The 19,609-nt window shown below is 60.4% G+C and carries 19 protein-coding genes; 14 read left to right on the top strand and 5 right to left on the bottom strand.

Annotated elements, in window-relative coordinates; translation table 11 throughout:
• Positions 1 to 40: 40 nt before the first annotated feature.
• From mreB to tldD, 8 genes are all read left to right on the top strand, one after another.
• The gene (mreB, locus tag ACQ4OE_RS11235) at positions 41 to 1,078 is read left to right on the top strand and encodes a rod shape-determining protein MreB (RefSeq protein WP_002555108.1); all 1,038 of its coding nucleotides are present in this window, start codon (positions 41 to 43) and stop codon (positions 1,076 to 1,078) included.
• Between the two features lie 143 nt (positions 1,079 to 1,221).
• Positions 1,222 to 2,364: a rod shape-determining protein MreC gene (gene mreC, locus ACQ4OE_RS11230; protein ID WP_430946697.1), complete on the top strand. Its 1,143-nt coding sequence runs from the start codon at positions 1,222 to 1,224 to the stop codon at positions 2,362 to 2,364.
• Complete coding sequence (gene mreD, locus ACQ4OE_RS11225) at positions 2,364 to 2,855, top strand: rod shape-determining protein MreD (RefSeq protein ID WP_122595161.1); 492 nt, start codon at positions 2,364 to 2,366, stop codon at positions 2,853 to 2,855. The genes mreC and mreD overlap by 1 nt, the downstream gene beginning before the upstream one ends.
• Before the next feature lie 37 nt (positions 2,856 to 2,892).
• Positions 2,893 to 3,489 (top strand): Maf family protein, encoded by a 597-nt coding sequence (locus tag ACQ4OE_RS11220; protein WP_430946681.1) that lies wholly within the window; start codon positions 2,893 to 2,895, stop codon positions 3,487 to 3,489.
• Between the two features lie 58 nt (positions 3,490 to 3,547).
• Entirely contained in the window at positions 3,548 to 5,005 is a 1,458-nt protein-coding gene (gene rng / locus ACQ4OE_RS11215) for a ribonuclease G (protein ID WP_122595159.1), read from the top strand.
• Positions 5,006 to 5,080: 75 nt separating this feature from the next.
• Positions 5,081 to 8,884, top strand: a complete 3,804-nt coding sequence (locus ACQ4OE_RS11210) for a YhdP family protein (protein ID WP_430946680.1) — start codon at positions 5,081 to 5,083, stop codon at positions 8,882 to 8,884.
• Positions 8,885 to 8,942: 58 nt separating this feature from the next.
• A complete protein-coding gene (locus ACQ4OE_RS11205; protein WP_430946679.1) occupies positions 8,943 to 9,803 on the top strand; it encodes a carbon-nitrogen hydrolase family protein in 861 nt (286 codons plus the stop codon).
• A 4-nt stretch (positions 9,804 to 9,807) separates the two neighbouring features.
• Positions 9,808 to 11,250, top strand: a complete 1,443-nt coding sequence (gene tldD, locus ACQ4OE_RS11200; RefSeq protein ID WP_430946678.1) for a metalloprotease TldD — start codon at positions 9,808 to 9,810, stop codon at positions 11,248 to 11,250.
• 51 nt (positions 11,251 to 11,301) lie between these two features.
• On the opposite strand, the gene yjgA is transcribed toward tldD, so the two are convergent.
• Positions 11,302 to 11,826, bottom strand: a complete 525-nt coding sequence (gene yjgA / locus ACQ4OE_RS11195; RefSeq protein ID WP_025109468.1) for a ribosome biogenesis factor YjgA — start codon at positions 11,824 to 11,826, stop codon at positions 11,302 to 11,304.
• A gap of 108 nt (positions 11,827 to 11,934) precedes the next feature.
• Between yjgA and pmbA the strand changes: the two genes are divergently transcribed.
• The 6 genes from pmbA (at position 11,935) to ACQ4OE_RS11165 (ending at position 17,567) form a co-directional block, all read left to right on the top strand.
• The gene (gene pmbA, locus ACQ4OE_RS11190; protein WP_430946677.1) at positions 11,935 to 13,281 is read left to right on the top strand and encodes a metalloprotease PmbA; all 1,347 of its coding nucleotides are present in this window, start codon (positions 11,935 to 11,937) and stop codon (positions 13,279 to 13,281) included.
• 250 nt (positions 13,282 to 13,531) lie between these two features.
• On the top strand, positions 13,532 to 13,927 hold the full coding sequence (locus ACQ4OE_RS11185) for a FagA protein (protein WP_122595154.1): 396 nt from the start codon (positions 13,532 to 13,534) through the stop codon (positions 13,925 to 13,927).
• Positions 13,928 to 14,180: 253 nt separating this feature from the next.
• Complete coding sequence (locus ACQ4OE_RS11180; RefSeq protein WP_430946676.1) at positions 14,181 to 15,563, top strand: class II fumarate hydratase; 1,383 nt, start codon at positions 14,181 to 14,183, stop codon at positions 15,561 to 15,563.
• Between the two features lie 27 nt (positions 15,564 to 15,590).
• Positions 15,591 to 16,031: a hypothetical protein gene (locus ACQ4OE_RS11175; RefSeq protein ID WP_007953590.1), complete on the top strand. Its 441-nt coding sequence runs from the start codon at positions 15,591 to 15,593 to the stop codon at positions 16,029 to 16,031.
• Position 16,032: 1 nt separating this feature from the next.
• A complete protein-coding gene (locus tag ACQ4OE_RS11170) occupies positions 16,033 to 16,644 on the top strand; it encodes a superoxide dismutase (protein WP_122595152.1) in 612 nt (203 codons plus the stop codon).
• A 29-nt stretch (positions 16,645 to 16,673) separates the two neighbouring features.
• Positions 16,674 to 17,567 (top strand): ZIP family metal transporter, encoded by an 894-nt coding sequence (locus ACQ4OE_RS11165; protein WP_122595151.1) that lies wholly within the window; start codon positions 16,674 to 16,676, stop codon positions 17,565 to 17,567.
• Positions 17,568 to 17,600: 33 nt separating this feature from the next.
• On the opposite strand, the gene ACQ4OE_RS11160 is transcribed toward ACQ4OE_RS11165, so the two are convergent.
• The 4 genes from ACQ4OE_RS11160 to hpf are packed head-to-tail and all read right to left on the bottom strand — an operon-like array spanning position 17,601 to position 19,536.
• The gene (locus ACQ4OE_RS11160) at positions 17,601 to 17,876 is read right to left on the bottom strand and encodes an HPr family phosphocarrier protein (protein ID WP_430946675.1); all 276 of its coding nucleotides are present in this window, start codon (positions 17,874 to 17,876) and stop codon (positions 17,601 to 17,603) included.
• Positions 17,877 to 17,891: 15 nt separating this feature from the next.
• Complete coding sequence (rapZ, locus tag ACQ4OE_RS11155; RefSeq protein WP_008085077.1) at positions 17,892 to 18,749, bottom strand: RNase adapter RapZ; 858 nt, start codon at positions 18,747 to 18,749, stop codon at positions 17,892 to 17,894.
• A 2-nt stretch (positions 18,750 to 18,751) separates the two neighbouring features.
• The gene (gene ptsN, locus ACQ4OE_RS11150) at positions 18,752 to 19,216 is read right to left on the bottom strand and encodes a PTS IIA-like nitrogen regulatory protein PtsN (RefSeq protein WP_122595149.1); all 465 of its coding nucleotides are present in this window, start codon (positions 19,214 to 19,216) and stop codon (positions 18,752 to 18,754) included.
• Between the two features lie 11 nt (positions 19,217 to 19,227).
• Positions 19,228 to 19,536, bottom strand: a complete 309-nt coding sequence (hpf, locus tag ACQ4OE_RS11145) for a ribosome hibernation-promoting factor, HPF/YfiA family (RefSeq protein ID WP_093435973.1) — start codon at positions 19,534 to 19,536, stop codon at positions 19,228 to 19,230.
• Positions 19,537 to 19,609 lie beyond the last annotated feature (73 nt).

Here is a 19,609-nt window from a genome sequence, read left to right as displayed (position 1 = left end):
CGCACTTTTTTACCCACGCGTTGCCTAGGGTCCCTTTCCCATGTTCAAGAAACTGCGTGGCATGTTTTCCAGCGATCTTTCCATTGACCTGGGCACTGCCAACACCCTTATTTACGTGCGCGAGCGCGGTATCGTCCTGAATGAGCCATCGGTTGTGGCCATTCGGACACACGGTAATCAGAAAAGTGTCGTTGCTGTCGGCACCGAGGCCAAGCGCATGCTCGGCCGTACGCCGGGCAACATTGCTGCCATTCGTCCGATGAAAGACGGCGTGATCGCCGACTTCAGCGTCTGCGAAAAGATGCTGCAATACTTTATTAACAAGGTTCACGAAAACAGCTTTCTGCAGCCTAGCCCTCGTGTGCTGATCTGCGTTCCATGCAAATCCACCCAGGTTGAGCGTCGTGCCATCCGTGAATCGGCCCTCGGTGCCGGTGCCCGTGAAGTATTCCTGATCGAAGAGCCAATGGCTGCTGCGATCGGTGCCGGCCTGCCGGTAGAAGAAGCGCGCGGTTCGATGGTCGTGGATATCGGTGGCGGTACTACTGAAATCGCGCTGATCTCCCTGAACGGTGTGGTCTATGCCGAATCCGTACGCGTTGGCGGCGACCGCTTCGACGAAGCGATCATCACTTACGTGCGTCGTAACTACGGCAGCCTGATCGGTGAATCCACCGCTGAGCGCATCAAACAGGAAATCGGCACGGCCTACCCGGGCGGCGAAGTTCGCGAAGTCGACGTTCGCGGTCGCAACCTGGCCGAGGGCGTTCCACGCGCATTCACCCTGAACTCCAATGAAGTGCTGGAAGCTCTGCAAGAGTCCCTGGCCACTATCGTTCAGGCTGTGAAGAGCGCGCTGGAGCAATCGCCGCCGGAACTGGCTTCCGACATCGCCGAGCGTGGCCTGGTGCTGACCGGTGGTGGCGCGCTGCTGCGTGACCTCGACAAGTTGCTGGCCCAGGAAACCGGTCTGCCAGTGATCGTTGCCGAAGATCCGCTGACCTGTGTTGCTCGCGGCGGTGGCCGTGCATTGGAAATGATGGATAAGCACACCATGGACCTGCTCTCCAGCGAATAAGTGCTGGTTTGCAATACGTGGGTGAACGCGCGCAGGCAGCACTTTGCAGTGCTGCCTGTTGGCGTTTATCTTCTGTCAGTCTTCATCCAGGCCGGTTTGATGCCGTATGAATAAACAGAACATTTGCCTGGGAGGAGCGGCTTATTAAACCGCTTTTCGCCAAGGGCCCTTCGTTGGGCGTGCGCCTGTTGGTGCTGGCCGTGCTGTCGGTCGCGCTGATGGTGGTCGATGCCCGCTTTGATCTGCTCAAGCCCGCGCGCAAACAAGCGTCGCTGGTGCTGATGGACGCCTACTGGATCACTGACCTGCCCGGACGTCTGTGGGAAGGGATTGCCAGCCAGTTCGGCAGCCGCACCGAGCTTGTCGCCGAAAACGAAAAACTCAAGACCGAAAACCTGCTGTTGCAGGGGCGCATGCAAAAACTTGCCGCCCTCACCGAGCAGAACGTTCGGCTGCGCGAGTTGCTCAATTCTTCCGCACTGGTCAACGAAAAGGTCGAAGTGGCCGAGTTGATCGGCATGGACCCCAATCCCTTCACCCATCGCATCATCATCAATAAAGGTGAGCGTGATGGCGTGGTGCTCGGTCAACCGGTGCTCGATGCGCGCGGCTTGATGGGCCAGGTGGTCGAGTTGATGCCGTACACCTCGCGTGTGCTGCTGTTGACCGACACCACTCACAGCATTCCTGTGCAGGTGAACCGTAATGGTCTGCGCGCGATCGCCAGCGGCACCGGTAACCCGGAGCGTCTGGAGTTGCGTCACGTTGCCGACACCGCCGACATCAAGGAAGGCGATCTGCTGGTCAGTTCCGGTCTCGGTCAGCGCTTCCCGGCGGGTTACCCGGTCGCCACGGTGAAAGAAGTCATCCACGATTCCGGTCAGCCCTTCGCGATCGTTCGCGCAGTACCGACTGCCGCGTTGAACCGCAGCCGCTACCTGCTGCTGGTGTTCAGTGATACGCGCACGGCTGAAGAGCGCGCCAACGACGCCGCGCAGGCGCAGGAAAATCTCGATGCCTTCGGCGGCGGCCCGATCATTCCGGCCACCGTGCCGAAAACCGTGACCGCGCCTGCTGCAGCGCCATCCCCTGCACCGGCGGCCACGCCCGCTGCACCCGCTGCTACTGCTACTGCGACCAAACCGGCCGCGAGCAAACCGCCTGCGGCGGCGAAACAACCGGCAGCGACCCCAGCGGCCAGCAAACCTCCAGCTGCCCAGCCTGCGGCGCGACCAGCGGCGAAACCGCCCGTCAGTGCCCCGGCCACAACCGGGAGACAAGAATAATGGTTGGCGCTACCGCATCGCGGAACGGCTGGATCGTCTGGCTGACGTTTCTCGTTGGCTTGCTGCTCAGCGTGTCACCGCTGCCGATTTTCATGGAGATACTGCGCCCGCTATGGCTGGCCTTGCTCCTGACATTCTGGGCCTTGTACATGCCGCACACGGTCGGCATGGTCACGGCATTCTGTCTGGGGCTGGCGGAAGACGTTCTGCAGGGCGACTTGTTTGGCCAGAACGCGCTGATCCTGACCCTGATTACTTTCCTGGTGCTGTCGCTGCAGCAACGCCTGCGGATGTTTCCGATGTGGCAGCAATGTCTGGTGATTTTGGTGATCTTCGGCCTCGCGCAACTGGTGCAACTGTGGCTCAGTGCCTTGACCGGTAACCGTCAGCCGACTCTGGCGCTGGTGCTGCCGGCACTGGTCAGCGCCTTGCTTTGGCCTTGGGTCAGCTTCGCCCTACGCGGATTGCGCCGACGCTACAGAATCAATTGAGCCGGTGAAGCAGGGCACTGAACAGGGAGATGTTTTGATGAAGCCGCTTTACCTCGCCTCCGGATCGCCGCGTCGACGTGAATTGCTCACGCAGATTGGCGTTCCGTTCTCCGCCATCAGCGCGGATATCGACGAAACCCCACTCCCCGAAGAATCGCCCTTGGCCTACGTCGAACGCCTTGCGCGTGGCAAAGCCGAGGCCGGTCGGCGCACGCTCGTGTCCGATCAGCCATTCTGCGTACTGGGGGCCGACACTGCCGTGGTGCTCGACGGCAAAATTCTCGGCAAACCGGTGGACGAAGCCGATGCATGCGCCATGCTGATGATGTTGTCCGGCAAGGAGCATGAAGTGCTGACCGCCATCGCCGTGCTCGAAGGCGAGCGCTGCGAGTCGCGAGTGGTGCGCAGTCTGGTGCGGTTTCGCCCGATCAGCCGTGAAGAAGCCGCCGCCTACTGGGCCAGTGGTGAACCTTGCGACAAGGCCGGCGGTTATGGCATTCAAGGCCTCGGCGCGGTGTTCGTCGCCGGGCTCAATGGCAGCTATTCGGCCGTGGTCGGCTTACCTGTTTGCGAAACCGCAGAACTGTTGGGCCATTTCGGCATACCCTGTTGGCAAAACCTGAACGCGCAATAAGCGTCGTACCCATCCAGATGCGGCCATTATCGTGAACATGCCTGAACGAGATCCTGCCATGAGTGAAGAGATTCTGATCAACATCACGCCGATGGAATCGCGCGTGGCGGTGGTCGAAAACGGTGTGCTGCAAGAAGTCCACGTCGAGCGCACGCAAAAACGCGGGATCGTCGGCAACATCTATAAAGGCAAGATTGTCCGGGTGCTGCCGGGAATGCAGGCGGCATTTGTCGACATCGGCCTGGATCGTGCCGCGTTCATTCACGCCGCCGAAATTTCCCTGCGTGAAGGTCCGGCCGTGGAGAGCATCAGTGCGCTGGTGCACGAAGGCCAGAGCCTGGTGGTGCAAGTCACCAAGGATCCGATCGGCTCCAAAGGTGCACGGTTGACTACGCAACTGTCGATTCCTTCGCGTTATCTGGTGTACATGCCGCGCACCGCCCACGTCGGCATTTCCCTGAAAATCGAAGACGAAGCCGAGCGCGAACGCCTCAAGCAAGTCGTCAGCGATTGCGTGGCCAAGGAAGGGATCAAAGAGGCCGGCGGTTTCATTTTGCGCACCGCCGCCGAAGGCGCTGGCGCCGACGAGATCCTCATGGACATCCGCTACCTGCGGCGCCTGTGGGACCAGATCAACGAACAGATCAAAACCATCACTGCGCCGAGCGTGATTTACGAAGACCTCGGCCTGGCGCTGCGCACATTGCGTGACCTGGTCAATCCGAAAATCGAGAAAATCCGCATCGATTCCCGGGAAACCTTCCAGAAAACTACGCAGTTCGTCGCCGAACTGATGCCGGAAATCGCCGATCGTCTGGAACACTATCCAGGTGAGCGTCCGATTTTCGATCTGTACGGCGTCGAAGACGAAATCCAGAAAGCCCTCGAGCGCAAGGTGCCGCTGAAGTCCGGCGGTTATCTGGTGGTCGATCCGGCGGAAGCCATGACCACCATCGATGTCAACACCGGCGCCTTCGTTGGCCATCGCAATCTTGAGGAAACCATCTTCAAGACCAACCTCGAAGCGGCTACGGCGATTGCCCGGCAACTGCGCCTGCGCAATCTCGGGGGGATCATCATCATCGACTTCATCGACATGGAAGATGAAGAGCATCAGCGTCAGGTCCTGCGCACCCTGGAAAAACAGCTTGAGCGCGATCACGCCAAGACCAACATCATCGGTATCACCGAGTTGGGCCTGGTGCAGATGACCCGCAAGCGCACCCGCGAAAGTCTTGAACAGGTCTTGTGCGAGCCGTGCAGCAGTTGCCAGGGGCGCGGCAAATTGAAAACTGCGGAAACCATCTGTTACGAGATTTTCCGCGAGATTCTCCGTGAGGCCCGCGCCTATCAGGCCGAGGGCTATCGAGTGCTGGCGAACCAGAAAGTCGTCGACCGTTTGCTTGACGAAGAATCCGGTAACGTTGCCGAACTTGAAGGGTTCATCGGCCGCACCATACGCTTCCAGGTGGAAACCATGTATTCCCAGGAACAATATGACGTGGTGCTGCTCTGAACCCCTGCGTCACACCTTTTTCACCGCGGCTGGCCTCAGCTTTTCGCAGTATTTTTGCCATGGGAGCCAACTGACATGGATCGTCTGACACGCATTTTGGCCGCAATCACCCGCTGGGGGCTGGGCCTGTGCGCGTTGGTTTTGGTGTTGATGGCGTTGTACGTCAGCCTCGGCCGCGAACTGACTCCGCTGGTGGCCGAATATCGCGCCGACATTGAAGACAAAGCCAGTACCGCCCTTGGCATGCCGTTGCAGATCGGCGAACTGGAAGGTAACTGGAGCGGTTTCGCGCCGATCCTGCTGGCGCACGATGTCACGATCGGCGACGGTGCCAATGCCCTGCGCCTCGATCACGTGCGAGCGGTGCCGGATCTGTGGGCCAGCCTGTTGGCCCGCGAAGTGCGCATCGCGCATCTGGAACTCAATGGTCTGAAAATCAGCCTCAAGGAAGCCGAGGACGGCAGTTGGGCGCTGGAAGGTTTGCCGGTACAGAAGGATAAGCCGCTCGATGCAGCGCAACTGTTCCAGCGCTCGCAGATGATTCAGCAACTGTCGGTCCTCGACAGCCAGGTGACCTTGCAGCCGCAGGATCACGCGCCGATGACCCTGACCTACGTCGGTCTCAATCTGCAAACCGGTGCCAGTCGGCAACGCCTTGATGCACGCCTGACCTTGCCGGATGGTCAGCCGGTCGCGCTGAGCCTGCGCACGCGCCTGCGTCCTGACCAATGGCAGAACAGCGTCGTCGACGGTTACGCCAGTCTGCCGCAAAGCGATTGGGCGAAATGGCTGCCTGAGCGGCTGACCCAGCAATGGAATTTTTCCGAGATCAAGGCCGGCGGCGAGCTCTGGGTGAACTGGGGTGAAGGCACTCTGCAAAGCGCAGCGCTGCGCTTGAATGCACCGCAAGTCACGGGCGCCTACGCAGAGCGCAAGCCGATCCAGCTCAGCAATCTGGCCCTCAACGCGTATTACCGGAACAGTGCCGATGGCGCGTCGGTGACCCTTGATTCGCTGGCGATGAACTTCGGCGATAACCGCTGGGAGTCACACATCCAGCTCAAGCAGACTCGCGCTACCGACAAGGTTGAAGAGCTTTGGCACCTGCAGGCTGATCGTCTTGATCTGACCCCGATCACGCCGCTGCTCAATGCGCTGGGGCCGTTGCCTCAGAGTTTCGCTACGGTGGTGGATCACCTGAAAGTGACGGGCACGCTGCGTAATGTATTGCTGGATTTCCGTCCTACGGCCACTGATGGCAACAAGTTCAGTTTCGCCACCAACCTGGAAACCGTCGGCTTCGACGCCTATCACGGCGCTCCGGCGGCGCGGAATGTCAGCGGCAGTCTCACCGGTAACCTCGACGGTGGCGAGTTGCGCATGGACAGCAAGGATTTCGTCCTGCACCTCGACCCGATCTTCGCCAAACCGTGGCAATACCTGCAGGCCAACGCGCGCTTGACCTGGAAGCTCGACAAGGACGGCTTCACCCTGATCGCACCGTATCTGAAGGTGCTGGGCGAGGAGGGCAAGATCGCCGGTGACTTCCTGATCCGTCTGCATTTCGACCATAGCCAGGAAGACTACATGGACCTGCGGGTCGGTCTGGTCGATGGCGACGGTCGCTACACCGCCAAATATTTGCCCGAGGTCTTGAGCCCGGCACTCGACGAGTGGCTGCGTACGGCGATTCTCAAGGGTGCGGTTGATCAGGGTTTTTTCCAGTACCAGGGTTCGCTGAACAAGAATGCCGGCGAAGCCGACCGCAGCATCAGTCTGTTTTTCAAAGTGCATGACGCCGAACTGGCGTTCCAACCGGGCTGGCCGCATGTCAGCAAGGTCAGTGGCGATGTGTTCATCGAAGACAGCGGCGTGCGCATCTGGGCCAACAAAGGCCAGTTGCTCGACACTCAGGTCAGTGATGTCTTCGTCAATATTCCCCATGTGCCGAGCGGGCAGAACACTCACATGTTCCTCGACGGTGCGTTTGCCGGTGGTTTGGGCGACGGGCTGAAGATTCTTCAGGACGCGCCGATCGGCACGGCGGATACCTTCGCCGGCTGGGAAGGTGGCGGCGATCTGCAAGGCAAACTCAAACTGGACATCCCGCTGGCCAAGGGCGATCAACCGAAAATTCTCGTCGACTTCAAGACCGCCAACGCACGGCTGAAACTGGCCGAGCCGAAACTGGAACTGACTCAGCTCAAGGGCGATTTCCGCTTCGACAGTGCCAAGGGGCTCAGCGGCCAGAACATCGCCGCGCGCGCCTTTGACAAACCGGTCACAGCGCAGATTTTCGCCGATGGCAGCCCTGGCAAGCTCAAGACCCGGGTCGCGGCGTCGGGGCAGGTCGAGGTGAAGAAACTTACCGATTGGTTGGGCGTGACGCAGCCGTTGCCGGTTTCCGGGACGATCCCGTATCAGTTGCAACTCAACCTCGACGGTGCGGACAGCCAATTGATGGTCAGTTCCAGTCTCAAGGGGGTGGCGGTCGATCTGCCTGCGCCGTTCGGCATGACTGCCGAGACGGGGCGCGACACGGTGTTTCGCATGACCTTGCAAGGGCAGGAGCGGCGTTACTGGGTCAATTACGATCAACTGGCCAACTTCACTTTTGCCGCGCCGCCGAGCAATTTTGCCGACGGTCGTGGCGAATTGTTCCTCGGTGCCGGTGAGGCTGTGCTGCCGGGGGCCAAGGGCCTGCGGATTCGCGGCGTGTTGTCGGAGCTCGACGTGGCGCCGTGGCAGGATCTGGTCAGCCAATACGCCGGGCAGGATCCGGGTGGCAGCGCCAACAAGTTGCTCAGCAGTGCAGACGTTAAGGTCGGCAAGCTGACGGCGTTCGGCACCACGCTGGATCAGGCCTCGGTGCAGTTGAATCGCAAGCCGGCGGCGTGGAATCTGGCGCTCGACAGCCAGCAGGTCAAAGGCACGGCCAGTCTGCCGGACGCCAAAGCCACGCCGATTGCGGTGAATCTGCAATACGTGAAACTGCCAGCGCCGGACCCTACGGTGCAGGCGGACGAGAACGCCCCCGATCCGCTGGCTTCGGTCGACCCGTCGAAGATTCCGGCGCTGGATATCACCATTAATCAGCTGTTTCAGGGCGAGGATCTGGTCGGTGGCTGGTCGCTCAAAGTGCGGCCAACGGCCAAAGGCATCGCGCTGAATAATCTCGACATGGGCCTCAAGGGCATCCTGCTGCAAGGCAATGGCGGCTGGGAAGGCGCACCGGGCTCGACCAATAGCTGGTTCAAGGGGCGGATTGGCGGCAAGAACCTCGCCGACGTGCTCAAGGGCTGGGGATTTGCGCCGAGCGTGACCAGCGAAGAATTCCACATGGATGTCGATGGCCGCTGGCCGGGCTCGCCGGCATGGCTGGCGACCAAGCGTTTCTCTGGCACTCTCGATGCGTCATTGAACAAGGGCCAGTTTGTCGAAGTGGAGGGCGGTGCGCAGGCATTGCGGGTGTTCGGTCTGCTCAACTTCAATTCCATTGGCCGGCGTTTGCGCCTCGATTTCTCCGATTTGTTCGGTAAAGGCCTGAGCTACGACCGGGTTAAAGGCCTGCTCGTGGCGACCAACGGTGTTTACGATACGAAAGAGCCGATTCGTCTGACCGGGCCGTCGAGCAACATTGAGCTCAATGGCAAGCTGGATCTGGTCGCAGAACAGGTCGACGCCAAGCTGCTGGTGACCTTGCCGGTCACCAACAACCTGCCGATTGCCGCGCTGCTCGTGGGCGCTCCGGCGGTTGGCGGCGCATTGTTCCTGATCGACAAGTTGATCGGTGATCGTGTGGCGCGCTTTGCCAGCGTCAAATACACCGTCAAAGGCCCGTGGAAAGAGCCGAAAATCACCTTCGGCAAGCCTTTTTGAACAGCCAGGCCCTGAACCGATGGAGTAGCATGGCCGCATACCTCTTGCGGAGTTCGCCATGTCTTTAGCGGTGATTCAAATGGTCAGCCAGAGTGACGTGCTGGCCAATCTGGCTCAGGCCCGACGCCTGCTCGAACAGGCCGCGGCCGGCGGCGCGAAGCTAGCGGTGCTGCCGGAAAACTTCGCCGCCATGGGGCGTCGCGACGTTGCTGCCATCGGCCGTGCTGAAGCTTTGGGCGAAGGGCCGATCCTGCCATGGTTGAAACAGACCGCCCGCGACCTCAAGTTATGGGTAGTGGCCGGCACATTGCCGTTGCCGCCGCTGGATCAGCCGACGGCCAAGGCCAATGCCTGCTCGTTGTTGGTCAATGAACACGGCGAGATCGTTGCGCGCTATGACAAGCTGCATCTGTTCGATGTCGACGTGGCGGACAATCGCGGTCGATACCGCGAATCCGATGACTATGCTTATGGCAGTGGCGTGGTAGTGGCGGACACGCCGGTCGGCAAACTGGGTCTGACCGTGTGTTACGACCTGCGCTTTCCGGAGCTCTACAGCGAATTGCGCGCCGCCGGTGCTGAATTGATTAGCGCACCGTCGGCGTTTACCGCGGTGACCGGCGCAGCGCATTGGGATGTATTGATTCGTGCGCGGGCCATCGAAACCCAGTGTTATGTGCTGGCGGCAGCGCAGGGCGGGACCCATCCGGGACCGCGGGAAACCTTCGGGCATGCGGCGATTGTCGACCCGTGGGGCCGCGTGCTGGCGCATCAGGATCAAGGCGAAGCGGTGTTGTTGGCCGACCGCGATAGCGATGAACAAGCGTCAATCAGGACGCGGATGCCGGTGGTGAGCCATCGGCGGTTTTTCTCGCAGGGCGCACAGCGACCTGCTTCAGAACACGAATTTAAGGCGTAAACCTATGAGCGAGTTGTTGTCCTCAGTCAGTGATCATCTTCTGGCGCCCGGTGGCGTGACGATCGAGAGCCTGCAAGGCGTGCTCGGCGATCTCGCCGGCCCGGGCATCGATGCCGCCGACCTGTATTTCCAGGGGCAGATTTCCGAGTCGTGGTCGCTGGAAGACGGCATCGTCAAAGAAGGCAGCTTTAACCTCGACCAAGGTGTGGGCGTGCGTGCGCAGTCCGGTGAGAAAACCGGTTTTGCCTACAGCAACGCGATCACCCTCGAAGCCCTCGGTGCTGCGGCGCGTGCCGCACGTTCGATCTCCCGTGCGGGGCAGAACGGTACGGTGCAGGCGTTCAGCACTCAAGACGTCGCCCAGTTGTACGCGCCGGATAACCCGCTGGAAGTGCTGACTCGCGCCGAGAAAGTCGAGCTGCTCAAGCGTATCGACGTCGCGACCCGTGCGCTCGACCCGCGCATCCAGCAAGTCAGCGTGAGCATGGCCGGTGTCTGGGAACGCATTCTGGTGGCGTCCACCGACGGCGGTCTGGCAGCCGATGTACGTCCGCTGGTGCGTTTCAATGTCAGCGTGATCGTTGAGCAGAATGGCCGTCGCGAGCGCGGCGGGCATGGTGGTGGCGGGCGTACCGACTACCGTTATTTCCTCGCCGAAGACCGCGCCATGGGTTACGCCCGTGAAGCGCTGCGCCAGGCGCTGGTGAATCTCGAAGCGATCCCGGCGCCGGCCGGTACGTTGCCGGTGGTGCTGGGTTCGGGCTGGTCCGGCGTGCTGTTGCACGAAGCGGTCGGCCACGGTCTGGAAGGCGATTTCAACCGCAAAGGCAGTTCTGCCTATAGCGGGCGGATGGGCGAAATGGTTGCCTCGAAACTTTGCACCATCGTCGATGACGGCACCTTGAGCGGTCGTCGCGGTTCGCTGAGCGTCGATGACGAAGGCACCCCGACCGAGTGCACCACGCTGATCGAGAACGGCGTCCTCAAGGGTTACATGCAGGACAAGCTCAATGCGCGCCTGATGGGCGTGGCCCGTACCGGTAACGGTCGTCGTGAGTCCTATGCGCACCTGCCGATGCCGCGCATGACCAACACTTACATGCTCGGCGGCGAAAGCGATCCGGCGGAAATCATCGCGTCGGTGAAGAAGGGCATCTACTGCGCCAACCTTGGCGGCGGTCAGGTCGACATCACCAGCGGCAAGTTCGTGTTCTCCACCAGCGAGGCGTACCTGATCGAAGACGGCAAGATTACCGCGCCAGTCAAAGGCGCGACGTTGATCGGCAACGGCCCTGAGGCGATGAGTCGGGTGTCGATGGTCGGTAACGATCTGGCGCTGGACAGCGGCGTGGGCACGTGTGGCAAGGATGGGCAATCGGTGCCGGTAGGCGTGGGTCAGCCGACGCTGAAAATCGATGCGATCACCGTGGGTGGCACGGGCGCTTAAGAAGAGATGGAGCTTCGGGTGGCGCGCACGGCGGCCACCCGGTGGTGAGTATCAACGCAGGCCGCGTTGAGTATCGTCCAGCTCACGGATGTACTTGAAGATTTTACGGCTGGAAGCAGGAGGTTTGTTTTGCGCAACCTCGTGCTGAGCCTGACGGATCAGGGAACGCAGTTGCTGGCGATCGGCGTCCGGGTACTCGACGACGAATTTTTCCAGCACGGCGTCGTCGCCCGCGATCAAGCGGTCACGCCAGCGTTCGAGATTATGGAAACGCTCGTTGTACTGACGAGTCGAGGCATCGAGTTGATCGAGCAGCGTGAGAATCGCGTCAGTGTCCTGATCGCGCATCAGCTTGCCGATGAACTGCAAGTGCCGTTTACGCGCGATATTCGCGGTGTGCTTCGGCGCATCGGCCAGCGCCCGGCGCAAAGCGTCGGTCAATGGCAGTTTTGCCTGCAAGTCGGGCTTGAGTGTTGTAAGGCGCTCGCCAAGGTCAACCAGAGCATGCAGCTCGCGTTTGACCTGAGATTTGCTTTTTTCTCCCGTATCGAGGGAGTCGTCGTAAGAATCAACCATGGTGGCAGTCCGCAAAGAAACGCCGCCATGATAACCAGTCGGGGGCCGCTTGTCCGGCCCGGTCGCTCGATGACCCTAGCCGAAAGCAGAATTTGAGTGGAGATGAGCATGAGTGCAGTTGAAAGCGTCGGCCCGCAGGCTTTGCCGGCACTGCAGGATCAAGTCGAGCAGATCATCGCCGAAGCCAAGCGCCAGGGCGCCAGTGCCTGCGAAGTGGCGGTGTCGCTGGAGCAAGGCCTGTCGACTTCGGTGCGTCAGCGCGAGGTCGAAACGGTCGAGTTCAACCGCGATCAGGGCTTTGGCATCACGCTTTATGTCGGTCAGCGCAAAGGCTCGGCCAGCACCTCGGCCACCGGGCCTGATGCGATTCGCGAAACGGTCGCGGCCGCACTGGCGATTGCCAAGCACACCTCGGAAGACGAGGCTTCGGGCCTGGCTGACGCGGCGCTGATGGCCCGCGAGCAACAGGATTTCGATCTGTTCCACGAATGGGACATCACCCCGGAGCAGGCCATCGAGAAGGCATTACTCTGTGAGGCGGCTGCATTTGACGCCGATGCGCGAATCAAGAACGCCGATGGCACCACCCTCAGCACCCATCAAGGCTGCCGCGTTTACGGCAACAGCCACGGTTTCATCGGCGGCTATGCGTCGACCCGGCACAGCCTGAGTTGCGTGATGATCGCCGAGGCCGATGGCCAGATGCAGCGCGATTACTGGTACGACGTAAGCCGCCAAGGCGAGTTGCTGGCCGATCCGGTGAGCATTGGGCAGCGCGCTGCACAACGGGCCGCGAGTCGATTGGGCGCGCGTCCGGTGCCGACCTGTGAAGTGCCGGTGCTGTTTTCCGCCGAGCTGGCGGGCGGTTTGTTCGGCAGTTTCCTTTCGGCGATTTCCGGTGGCAGCCTGTATCGCAAATCGTCCTTCCTGGAAGGCACGCTGGGACAGAAGCTGTTTCCGGAATGGCTGACCATCGATGAACGCCCGCACCTGATGCGCGCCATGGGCAGCGCTTCGTATGACGGTGATGGTTTGGCGACATACGCCAAGCCGTTCGTCGAAAAGGGCGAGCTGGTCTCGTACATTCTCGGTACGTACTCCGGGCGCAAACTCGGCATGCCGAGCACGGCCAACGCTGGCGGCGTGCACAACCTGTTCGTCACCCATGGTGATGAAGATCAGGCGGCGCTGTTGAAGCGTATGGGGCGTGGCTTGTTGGTGACCGAATTGATGGGCCATGGCCTGAACATGGTCACTGGCGATTATTCGCGCGGCGCGGCGGGTTTCTGGGTCGAGAACGGTGAAATCCAGTTCGCAGTGCAGGAAGTGACCATCGCCGGCAACATGCGCGACATGTTTAAGCAGATCGTTGCTGTGGGTAATGATCTGGAACTGCGTAGCAATATCCACACGGGTTCGGTGTTGATCGAGCGGATGACCGTCGCGGGCAGCTAAGGCCCGGTCGTCACAGAAAAAGGCGCGCCATCCTCCCGGATGGCGCGCCTTTTTTATTTGGCTTCCCGCAGAGCCGATGTGGGCGCGAGCCTGCTCGCGAAGGCGATTTAACTGCTCACCGCCAAGGTGACTGACAGGACGCCTTCGCGAGCAGGCTTGCTCCCACAAAAAATCTGCACGACTCAGCGCTCTTGTTTTGGTTCTCATTATCATCTAATAATAAATCTCATTATCGGATGAGCCCCGGATCATGAGTTCTGCCTTGCACGAGCAGCCGTACCTCGAAAGCTGGCGCTGGATGAGTCGCCAGATCCGTTGCGCGATGGATCCTGACGAGCCGCGCCTGATCGAACACTACCTCGCCGAAGGCCGCTATTTGTCCTGTTGCACCGCGACGTCACCCTGGACGGTCGCCGAAACCTCCTTCCGTTTGCTGCTCGACACGGCCACCGACATCGCACTGCCGTGGCACTGGCGCAGCCTCTGCCTCGATCAAGCCTGGCGCCCGCTACGTGAAATGGAGCGCCTCTCCCTGTGCAAATGCCGGCTCAAGCGCTGGCAACGCTACACCTGGCAGCTCGCCACCTGCGAACTGCTTCCCTCGATTCCTCTCATTGAATTAGTCCAAGGATCTACCGATGAGTAGGGTCTGCCATCAGTTATTTCCTATGCCGCGCCGCGCCTGCTGTTGCGCAGTGCAAGGCGCGAGGAGTGAGGTTTGGTCGTTCCAAATAAGCTCCGAGCAACGCAGCCCTGCGCAACAGCAGGCGCGGCCCTCCGGGTTGTGTCTGAAAGCGGGCCAGACTGCGTTGCAGTCCTTGGCAAGGGAAAAACCATTACCAGCGGACTGCGCCTTGCCTGGCCCGCTTTCATACACAACGCGACATAGGAAATAACTGATGGCAGACCCTCAGACACGTATTGAGCGCGACAGCATGGGCGAACTGCAGGTGCCGGTGGACGCTCTCTACGGCGCGCAGACCCAGCGCGCAGTGGATAACTTCCCGATCAGCGGCAAGCCGATGCCGACGCAGTTTATCCGCGCGCTGATCCTCGCCAAAGCCGCCGCTGCCCGGGCCAACGTCGAGCTCAACCAGATCACGGCTGCCCAAGGCAAAGCCATCAGCGACGCCGCGCAAGGTCTGCTCGAAGGCGATTTCATGCAGCATTTTCCAGTGGATATCTTCCAGACCGGTTCCGGCACCAGCTCCAATATGAACGCCAACGAAGTGATCGCCACCCTCGCCAGCCGTCTGCTCGGCGAATCGGTCAACGCCAACGATCACGTCAACTGCGGCCAGAGCAGCAACGACATTATCCCGACCACCATCCACGTCAGTGCCGCGCTGGCGCTGCACGAACAACTATTGCCGGCGCTGCTGCACCTGGTGCAAGTGATCGAGCGCAAAGCCGAGCAAGTGCATCACCATGTCAAAACCGGACGCACGCATTTGATGGACGCGATGCCCGTGCGCATGAGCCAGGTGCTCAACGGCTGGGCGCAGCAGCTCAAAGCCAACATCGGTCATCTGCAGGATCTGCTGCCAAGTCTGCAATCGCTGGCACAGGGCGGCACGGCGGTCGGCACCGGAATCAACGCACATCCTGAGTTCGCCGCTCGTTTCAGCCGCCAGCTCAGCCAACTGACCGATGTGCAATTCACCCCGGGCAAGGATCTGTTCGCGCTGATCGGCTCGCAAGACACTGCGGTCGCCGTCTCCGGCCAACTCAAAGCCACCGCCGTATCGCTGATGAAAATCGCCAACGACCTGCGCTGGATGAACTCAGGCCCGCTCGCCGGCCTCGGCGAAATCGAACTCGAAGCCCTGCAACCGGGCTCGTCGATCATGCCGGGCAAGGTCAATCCGGTGATTCCGGAAGCCACCGCGATGGTTGCCGCTCAGGTCATCGGTAACGATTCGGTGATCACCATCGCCGGTCAGTCGGGCAACTTCGAGCTGAATGTGATGCTGCCGATCATCGCGCAGAACCTGTTGAGCAGCATCGAACTGCTGGCCAATTCCAGCCGCCTGCTCGGCGACAAAGCCATCGCCAGCTTCAAGGTCAATGAATCGCGCTTGAAAGAAGCGTTGTCGCGCAACCCGATTCTGGTCACTGCGCTCAATCCGATCATCGGTTACCAGAAGGCCGCCGAGATTGCCAAGCAGGCCTACAAGGAAGGCCGCGCGGTAATCGACGTCGCTCTGGAACACACCGATCTGTCGCGCAGCCAACTGGAAGAGTTGCTCAATCCCGAGAAACTCACCGCCGGCGGCGTGTAAATACCGCAACCGCTTTGGAGGCTCACCATGGAGCACTGGAAACGCACGATCGAACGGGCTAATCGCTGCTTCATGCTGGGCGAGCTGATCGACGCCCGTGAGGCGTACCTGCAAGCCCTGGCCCTGGCGCAAGTGTTGTTCGAACGCTGGGCGGATGCCGACGAAGCGGTGGCGGCCTGCGTCATCTCCCACCACAACCTGGCGGATTTGCACCTGCGCCTGAATCAGCCGGAAGAGAGCGCGGAATACCTTTGCGCCATCCATCAGCGGCTGTTGCAGACCATGCAGGACGAGCGCCTGCGCCCGGCCCTGCGTGAAGCGGCACTGCGCCAGAGCAGCAAAACCTACGTCGAGCTGCTGAATTTCATCAGCGAACACGGCGAATACCCGCGCACTCAGCGTCTGCTGCACCCGGATACCGGCAATGCGCGCCGCGCGCCTGCCCCACATCACCATGGAGTCCATTGAAATGGCTTTTACCTTGCCTGCCTTGCCTTACGCCTACGACGCCCTCGAACCGCATATCGATGCGCAGACCATGGAGATCCATTACACCAAGCATCACCAGACCTACATCAACAATCTCAACGCGGCCGTTGAGGGCACCGAATACGCCGAATGGCCGGTGGAAAAACTGGTCGCCAGCGTCAAGGAGCTGCCGGAAAAACTCCGCGCAGCGGTGATCAACCAGGGTGGCGGTCACGCTAATCATTCGTTGTTCTGGGAAGTGATGGTGCCCAACGGTGGTGGCAAGCCGGATGGCGCGCTGGCCAAGGCCATCGATGAACATCTCGGTGGTCTCGATAGCTTCAAGGAAGCCTTCACCAAAGCTGCACTGACCCGTTTCGGCAGCGGCTGGGCCTGGCTCAGCGTGACCCCCGAGAAGAAGCTGATCGTGGAAAGCAGCGGTAACCAGGACAGCCCGCTGATGAACGGCAATACGCCGATTCTCGGTCTCGACGTCTGGGAACACGCCTACTACTTGCGCTACCAGAACCGTCGCCCGGAATACATCAATGCGTTCTACAACGTGATCAATTGGCCTGAAGTGGCTGCGCGCTATCAGGCCGCACTGGTTTAAGTCTTCTATAAAAACAATCAAGGCTGACTATGGGCACTGAAACACTGGCGATCGGAAGTGGGCGTATGTTTCGTTACGCAGTGGGATCGCTATTGCTGTTGGCGGGGATGACGTTGCTGGTTGCCCACGGGCTGGAATGGCTGAATCTCGAACCGCGACTGTCACGGGCGTTGCAGGGCGGGGCGATCTGCGCCCTCGGCACGGCGCTTGGGGCTGTGCCGGTGCTGGTGATTCGGCGCATGCCTCAGGCGCTTAGTGACACCTTGCTGGGCTTTGGTGCTGGAGTGATGCTGGCGGCGACGGCGTTTTCGCTGATCGTGCCGGGCATTACTGCCGCCGAAAACCTGGGCATGACGCCGTGGGGCGCCAGTTCGCTGATCTGCTTCGGCATCATGCTCGGTGCTTTCGGGCTGTATCTGGTCGATCGCAAGGTGTCCGGCGCGTCCCCGGAAATGCTTGTCGGCACTGTCGATCACCCGGTGATTCCGCCGCGGATCTGGCTGTTCGTCTTCGCCATCATTGCCCATAACATCCCTGAAGGCATGGCCGTTGGCGTGTCTGCCGGCGGCGGCATGCCCGATGCGGACAGCTTGGCCATGGGCATCGCTTTGCAGGATGTGCCGGAAGGTCTGGTGATCGCGCTGGTATTGGCCGGGGCGGGGATGTCGCGGGTCAAGGCATTCCTGATCGGTGCGGCGTCAGGCCTGGTCGAGCCGGTGTTTGCCCTGTTATGCGCGTGGCTGGTCAGTCTGGCCCAGGTGTTGTTGCCGTTGGGGTTGGCGCTGGCGGCCGGGGCGATGTTGCTGGTGGTGACTCACGAAGTCATCCCGGAGTCGCGACGCAATGGTCATGACAAGCTGGCCAGTCTTGGCTTGCTGATCGGGTTCTGTTTGATGATGGTGATGGATACCGCGTTGGGTTAAACGGGGGAGGGAGCAAGCTCCCTCACTGGCGTATCAACCGCCTTCGTCGAAGTAGTTGTTGATCAACTTCACCAGCGCATCCAGCGCTTCCTGTTCCTGATGCCCTTCAGTGCTCAAATAGATTTTGGTGCCCTTGCCAGCCGCCAGCATCATCATCGCCATGATGCTTTTGCCATCAACCGTGGTTTCGGGGGTGCGGCCCACTCTGATCTTGCAATCCGGATACTGCCCAGCCACGCCCACGAACTTGGCCGACGCGCGGGCATGCAGGCCCAGTTTGTTGATGATTTCGATTTCCAGAGCAGGCATCGCGGTGTGAATCCTTTAGGTGAGGTCGCGGTGGCGAACCTGGACGTTCTTCAGGGTTTTCTGCAGGGCCTGACCCAGCCGTTCAGTCAGGTAGACGGAGCGGTGATGCCCGCCAGTGCAGCCAATGGCAATGGTGACGTAGGCGCGATTGCTCGCGGCGAAGCGCGGCAGCCATTTGTGCAGGTAGGTGAAGATGTCCTGGAACATTTCTTCGACCTCAGGCTGCGCCGCCAGATATTCGGCGACGGGCGCATCCAGACCGGATTGCTCACGCAGCTCAGGCTTCCAGTAAGGATTAGGCAGGCAGCGCACGTCGAACACCAGATCGGCATCGACTGGCATGCCGCGTTTGAAGCCGAATGATTCGACCAGAAAGGCAGTGCCGGGCTCCGGCTGATTGAGCAGGCGCAACTTGATGGTGTCGCGCAACTGGTACAGGTTCAGGTTGGTGGTGTTTATTTTCAGGTCGGCCAGGTCGGCGATAGGACCGAGGAGGGCGGTTTCATCGTGAATCGCTTCGGCCAGCGAGCGATTGGCGTTACTCAGCGGATGGCGACGACGGGTCTCGGAAAAACGCTTGAGCAGGGTTTCCTCGTCCGCGTCCAGGTACAGCACATCGCACTGGATGTGCTTGCTTCTGGCATCTTCAAGCAGTTCGGGAAAACGCGACAGATGGCTCGGCAGGTTGCGCGCATCGATCGACACGGCCACCAGCGGCTGCGCCAGTTCAGTGTGAATCAGCGCGCGTTCAGCCAGTTCCGGCAGCAAGCCTGCCGGCAGGTTGTCGATGCAGTAATAGCCGTTGTCCTCAAGGACATCCAGCGCGGTACTCTTGCCCGAGCCGGAGCGACCGCTGACGATGATCAAGCGCATGATTAGTGCCCGTTCTGCTCGTCCAGGACAACCTGATACAAGGCTTCGTTGCTCGAAGCGCTGCGCAATTTATCGCGCACATCCTTGCGATCCAGCATGCTCGCGATCTGGCGCAGCAACTCCAGGTGCGCATCGGTCGCGGCTTCCGGCACCAGCAAAACAAACAGCAGGTCAACGGGAGCGCCGTCGATGGCGTCGAAATCGATAGGGGCTTCAAGGTGCATCAGCGCGCTGATGGGCGAAGTGCAGCCCTTGAGGCGGCAATGCGGAATGGCGATGCCGTTGCCAAAACCGGTGGAACCCAGTTTTTCACGGGCAATCAGAGCCTCGAAGACATCTTGCATCTCCAGATCCGGGACTTCCCGGGCGATCAGGTTGGCAATTTGTTCGAGGGCTTTCTTTTTACTGCCGCCCGGCACGTTCACGAGGGAACGGCCGGGGGTCAGGATACTTTCAAGTCGGATCATGGAATGGGGGGTTATCGACCGGTTGCGCCCTGGAGGAGGCTTTGGGTCTTTTCCTTATGCTTTTTGAGTTGGCGATCCAGCTTGTCGGTCAGCAGGTCAATGGCGGCATACATGTCGTCATGCTCGGCATTGGCAACCACTTCTCCGCCGGGAATATGCAAGGTGGCTTCGATTTTCTGCTTCAGCTTTTCGACGCACATCGTGACCTGCACGTTGGTGATCTTGTCGAAATGGCGCTCTAATCGGTCGAGTTTTTCGTTGATGTAGGTGCGCAGAGGTTCGGTCACTTCCAGTTGGTGTCCACTGATGTTGACTTGCATACAGCTTCTCCTTCGTTGCCAGTGCATAAAGCGGCAGGCCGAAGAGCCTGCCACTGGAACGCTGTAACGTGGC

Origin of the sequence: Pseudomonas sp. WC2 (genome assembly GCF_050586545.1) — a bacterium.
In the GTDB taxonomy this organism is placed as follows: Bacteria; Pseudomonadota; Gammaproteobacteria; order Pseudomonadales; family Pseudomonadaceae; genus Aquipseudomonas.
This window is presented reverse-complemented; position numbering and strand designations above follow the sequence as displayed.

Bases quoted from the DNA above. Each gene is read 5' to 3' on its own strand.
- mreB (WP_002555108.1), top strand. From the start codon at position 41: ATGTTCAAGAAACTGCGTGGCATGTTTTCCAGCGATCTTTCCATTGAC.
- mreD (WP_122595161.1), top strand. From the start codon at position 2,364: ATGGTTGGCGCTACCGCATCGCGGAACGGCTGGATCGTCTGGCTGACG.
- ACQ4OE_RS11220 (WP_430946681.1), top strand. From the start codon at position 2,893: ATGAAGCCGCTTTACCTCGCCTCCGGATCGCCGCGTCGACGTGAATTG.
- rng (WP_122595159.1), top strand. From the start codon at position 3,548: ATGAGTGAAGAGATTCTGATCAACATCACGCCGATGGAATCGCGCGTG.
- ACQ4OE_RS11210 (WP_430946680.1), top strand. From the start codon at position 5,081: ATGGATCGTCTGACACGCATTTTGGCCGCAATCACCCGCTGGGGGCTG.
- ACQ4OE_RS11205 (WP_430946679.1), top strand. From the start codon at position 8,943: ATGTCTTTAGCGGTGATTCAAATGGTCAGCCAGAGTGACGTGCTGGCC.
- tldD (WP_430946678.1), top strand. From the start codon at position 9,808: ATGAGCGAGTTGTTGTCCTCAGTCAGTGATCATCTTCTGGCGCCCGGT.
- yjgA (WP_025109468.1), bottom strand. From the start codon at position 11,826: ATGGTTGATTCTTACGACGACTCCCTCGATACGGGAGAAAAAAGCAAA.
- pmbA (WP_430946677.1), top strand. From the start codon at position 11,935: ATGAGTGCAGTTGAAAGCGTCGGCCCGCAGGCTTTGCCGGCACTGCAG.
- ACQ4OE_RS11185 (WP_122595154.1), top strand. From the start codon at position 13,532: ATGAGTTCTGCCTTGCACGAGCAGCCGTACCTCGAAAGCTGGCGCTGG.
- ACQ4OE_RS11180 (WP_430946676.1), top strand. From the start codon at position 14,181: ATGGCAGACCCTCAGACACGTATTGAGCGCGACAGCATGGGCGAACTG.
- ACQ4OE_RS11175 (WP_007953590.1), top strand. From the start codon at position 15,591: ATGGAGCACTGGAAACGCACGATCGAACGGGCTAATCGCTGCTTCATG.
- ACQ4OE_RS11170 (WP_122595152.1), top strand. From the start codon at position 16,033: ATGGCTTTTACCTTGCCTGCCTTGCCTTACGCCTACGACGCCCTCGAA.
- ACQ4OE_RS11165 (WP_122595151.1), top strand. From the start codon at position 16,674: ATGGGCACTGAAACACTGGCGATCGGAAGTGGGCGTATGTTTCGTTAC.
- ACQ4OE_RS11160 (WP_430946675.1), bottom strand. From the start codon at position 17,876: ATGCCTGCTCTGGAAATCGAAATCATCAACAAACTGGGCCTGCATGCC.
- rapZ (WP_008085077.1), bottom strand. From the start codon at position 18,749: ATGCGCTTGATCATCGTCAGCGGTCGCTCCGGCTCGGGCAAGAGTACC.
- ptsN (WP_122595149.1), bottom strand. From the start codon at position 19,216: ATGATCCGACTTGAAAGTATCCTGACCCCCGGCCGTTCCCTCGTGAAC.
- hpf (WP_093435973.1), bottom strand. From the start codon at position 19,536: ATGCAAGTCAACATCAGTGGACACCAACTGGAAGTGACCGAACCTCTG.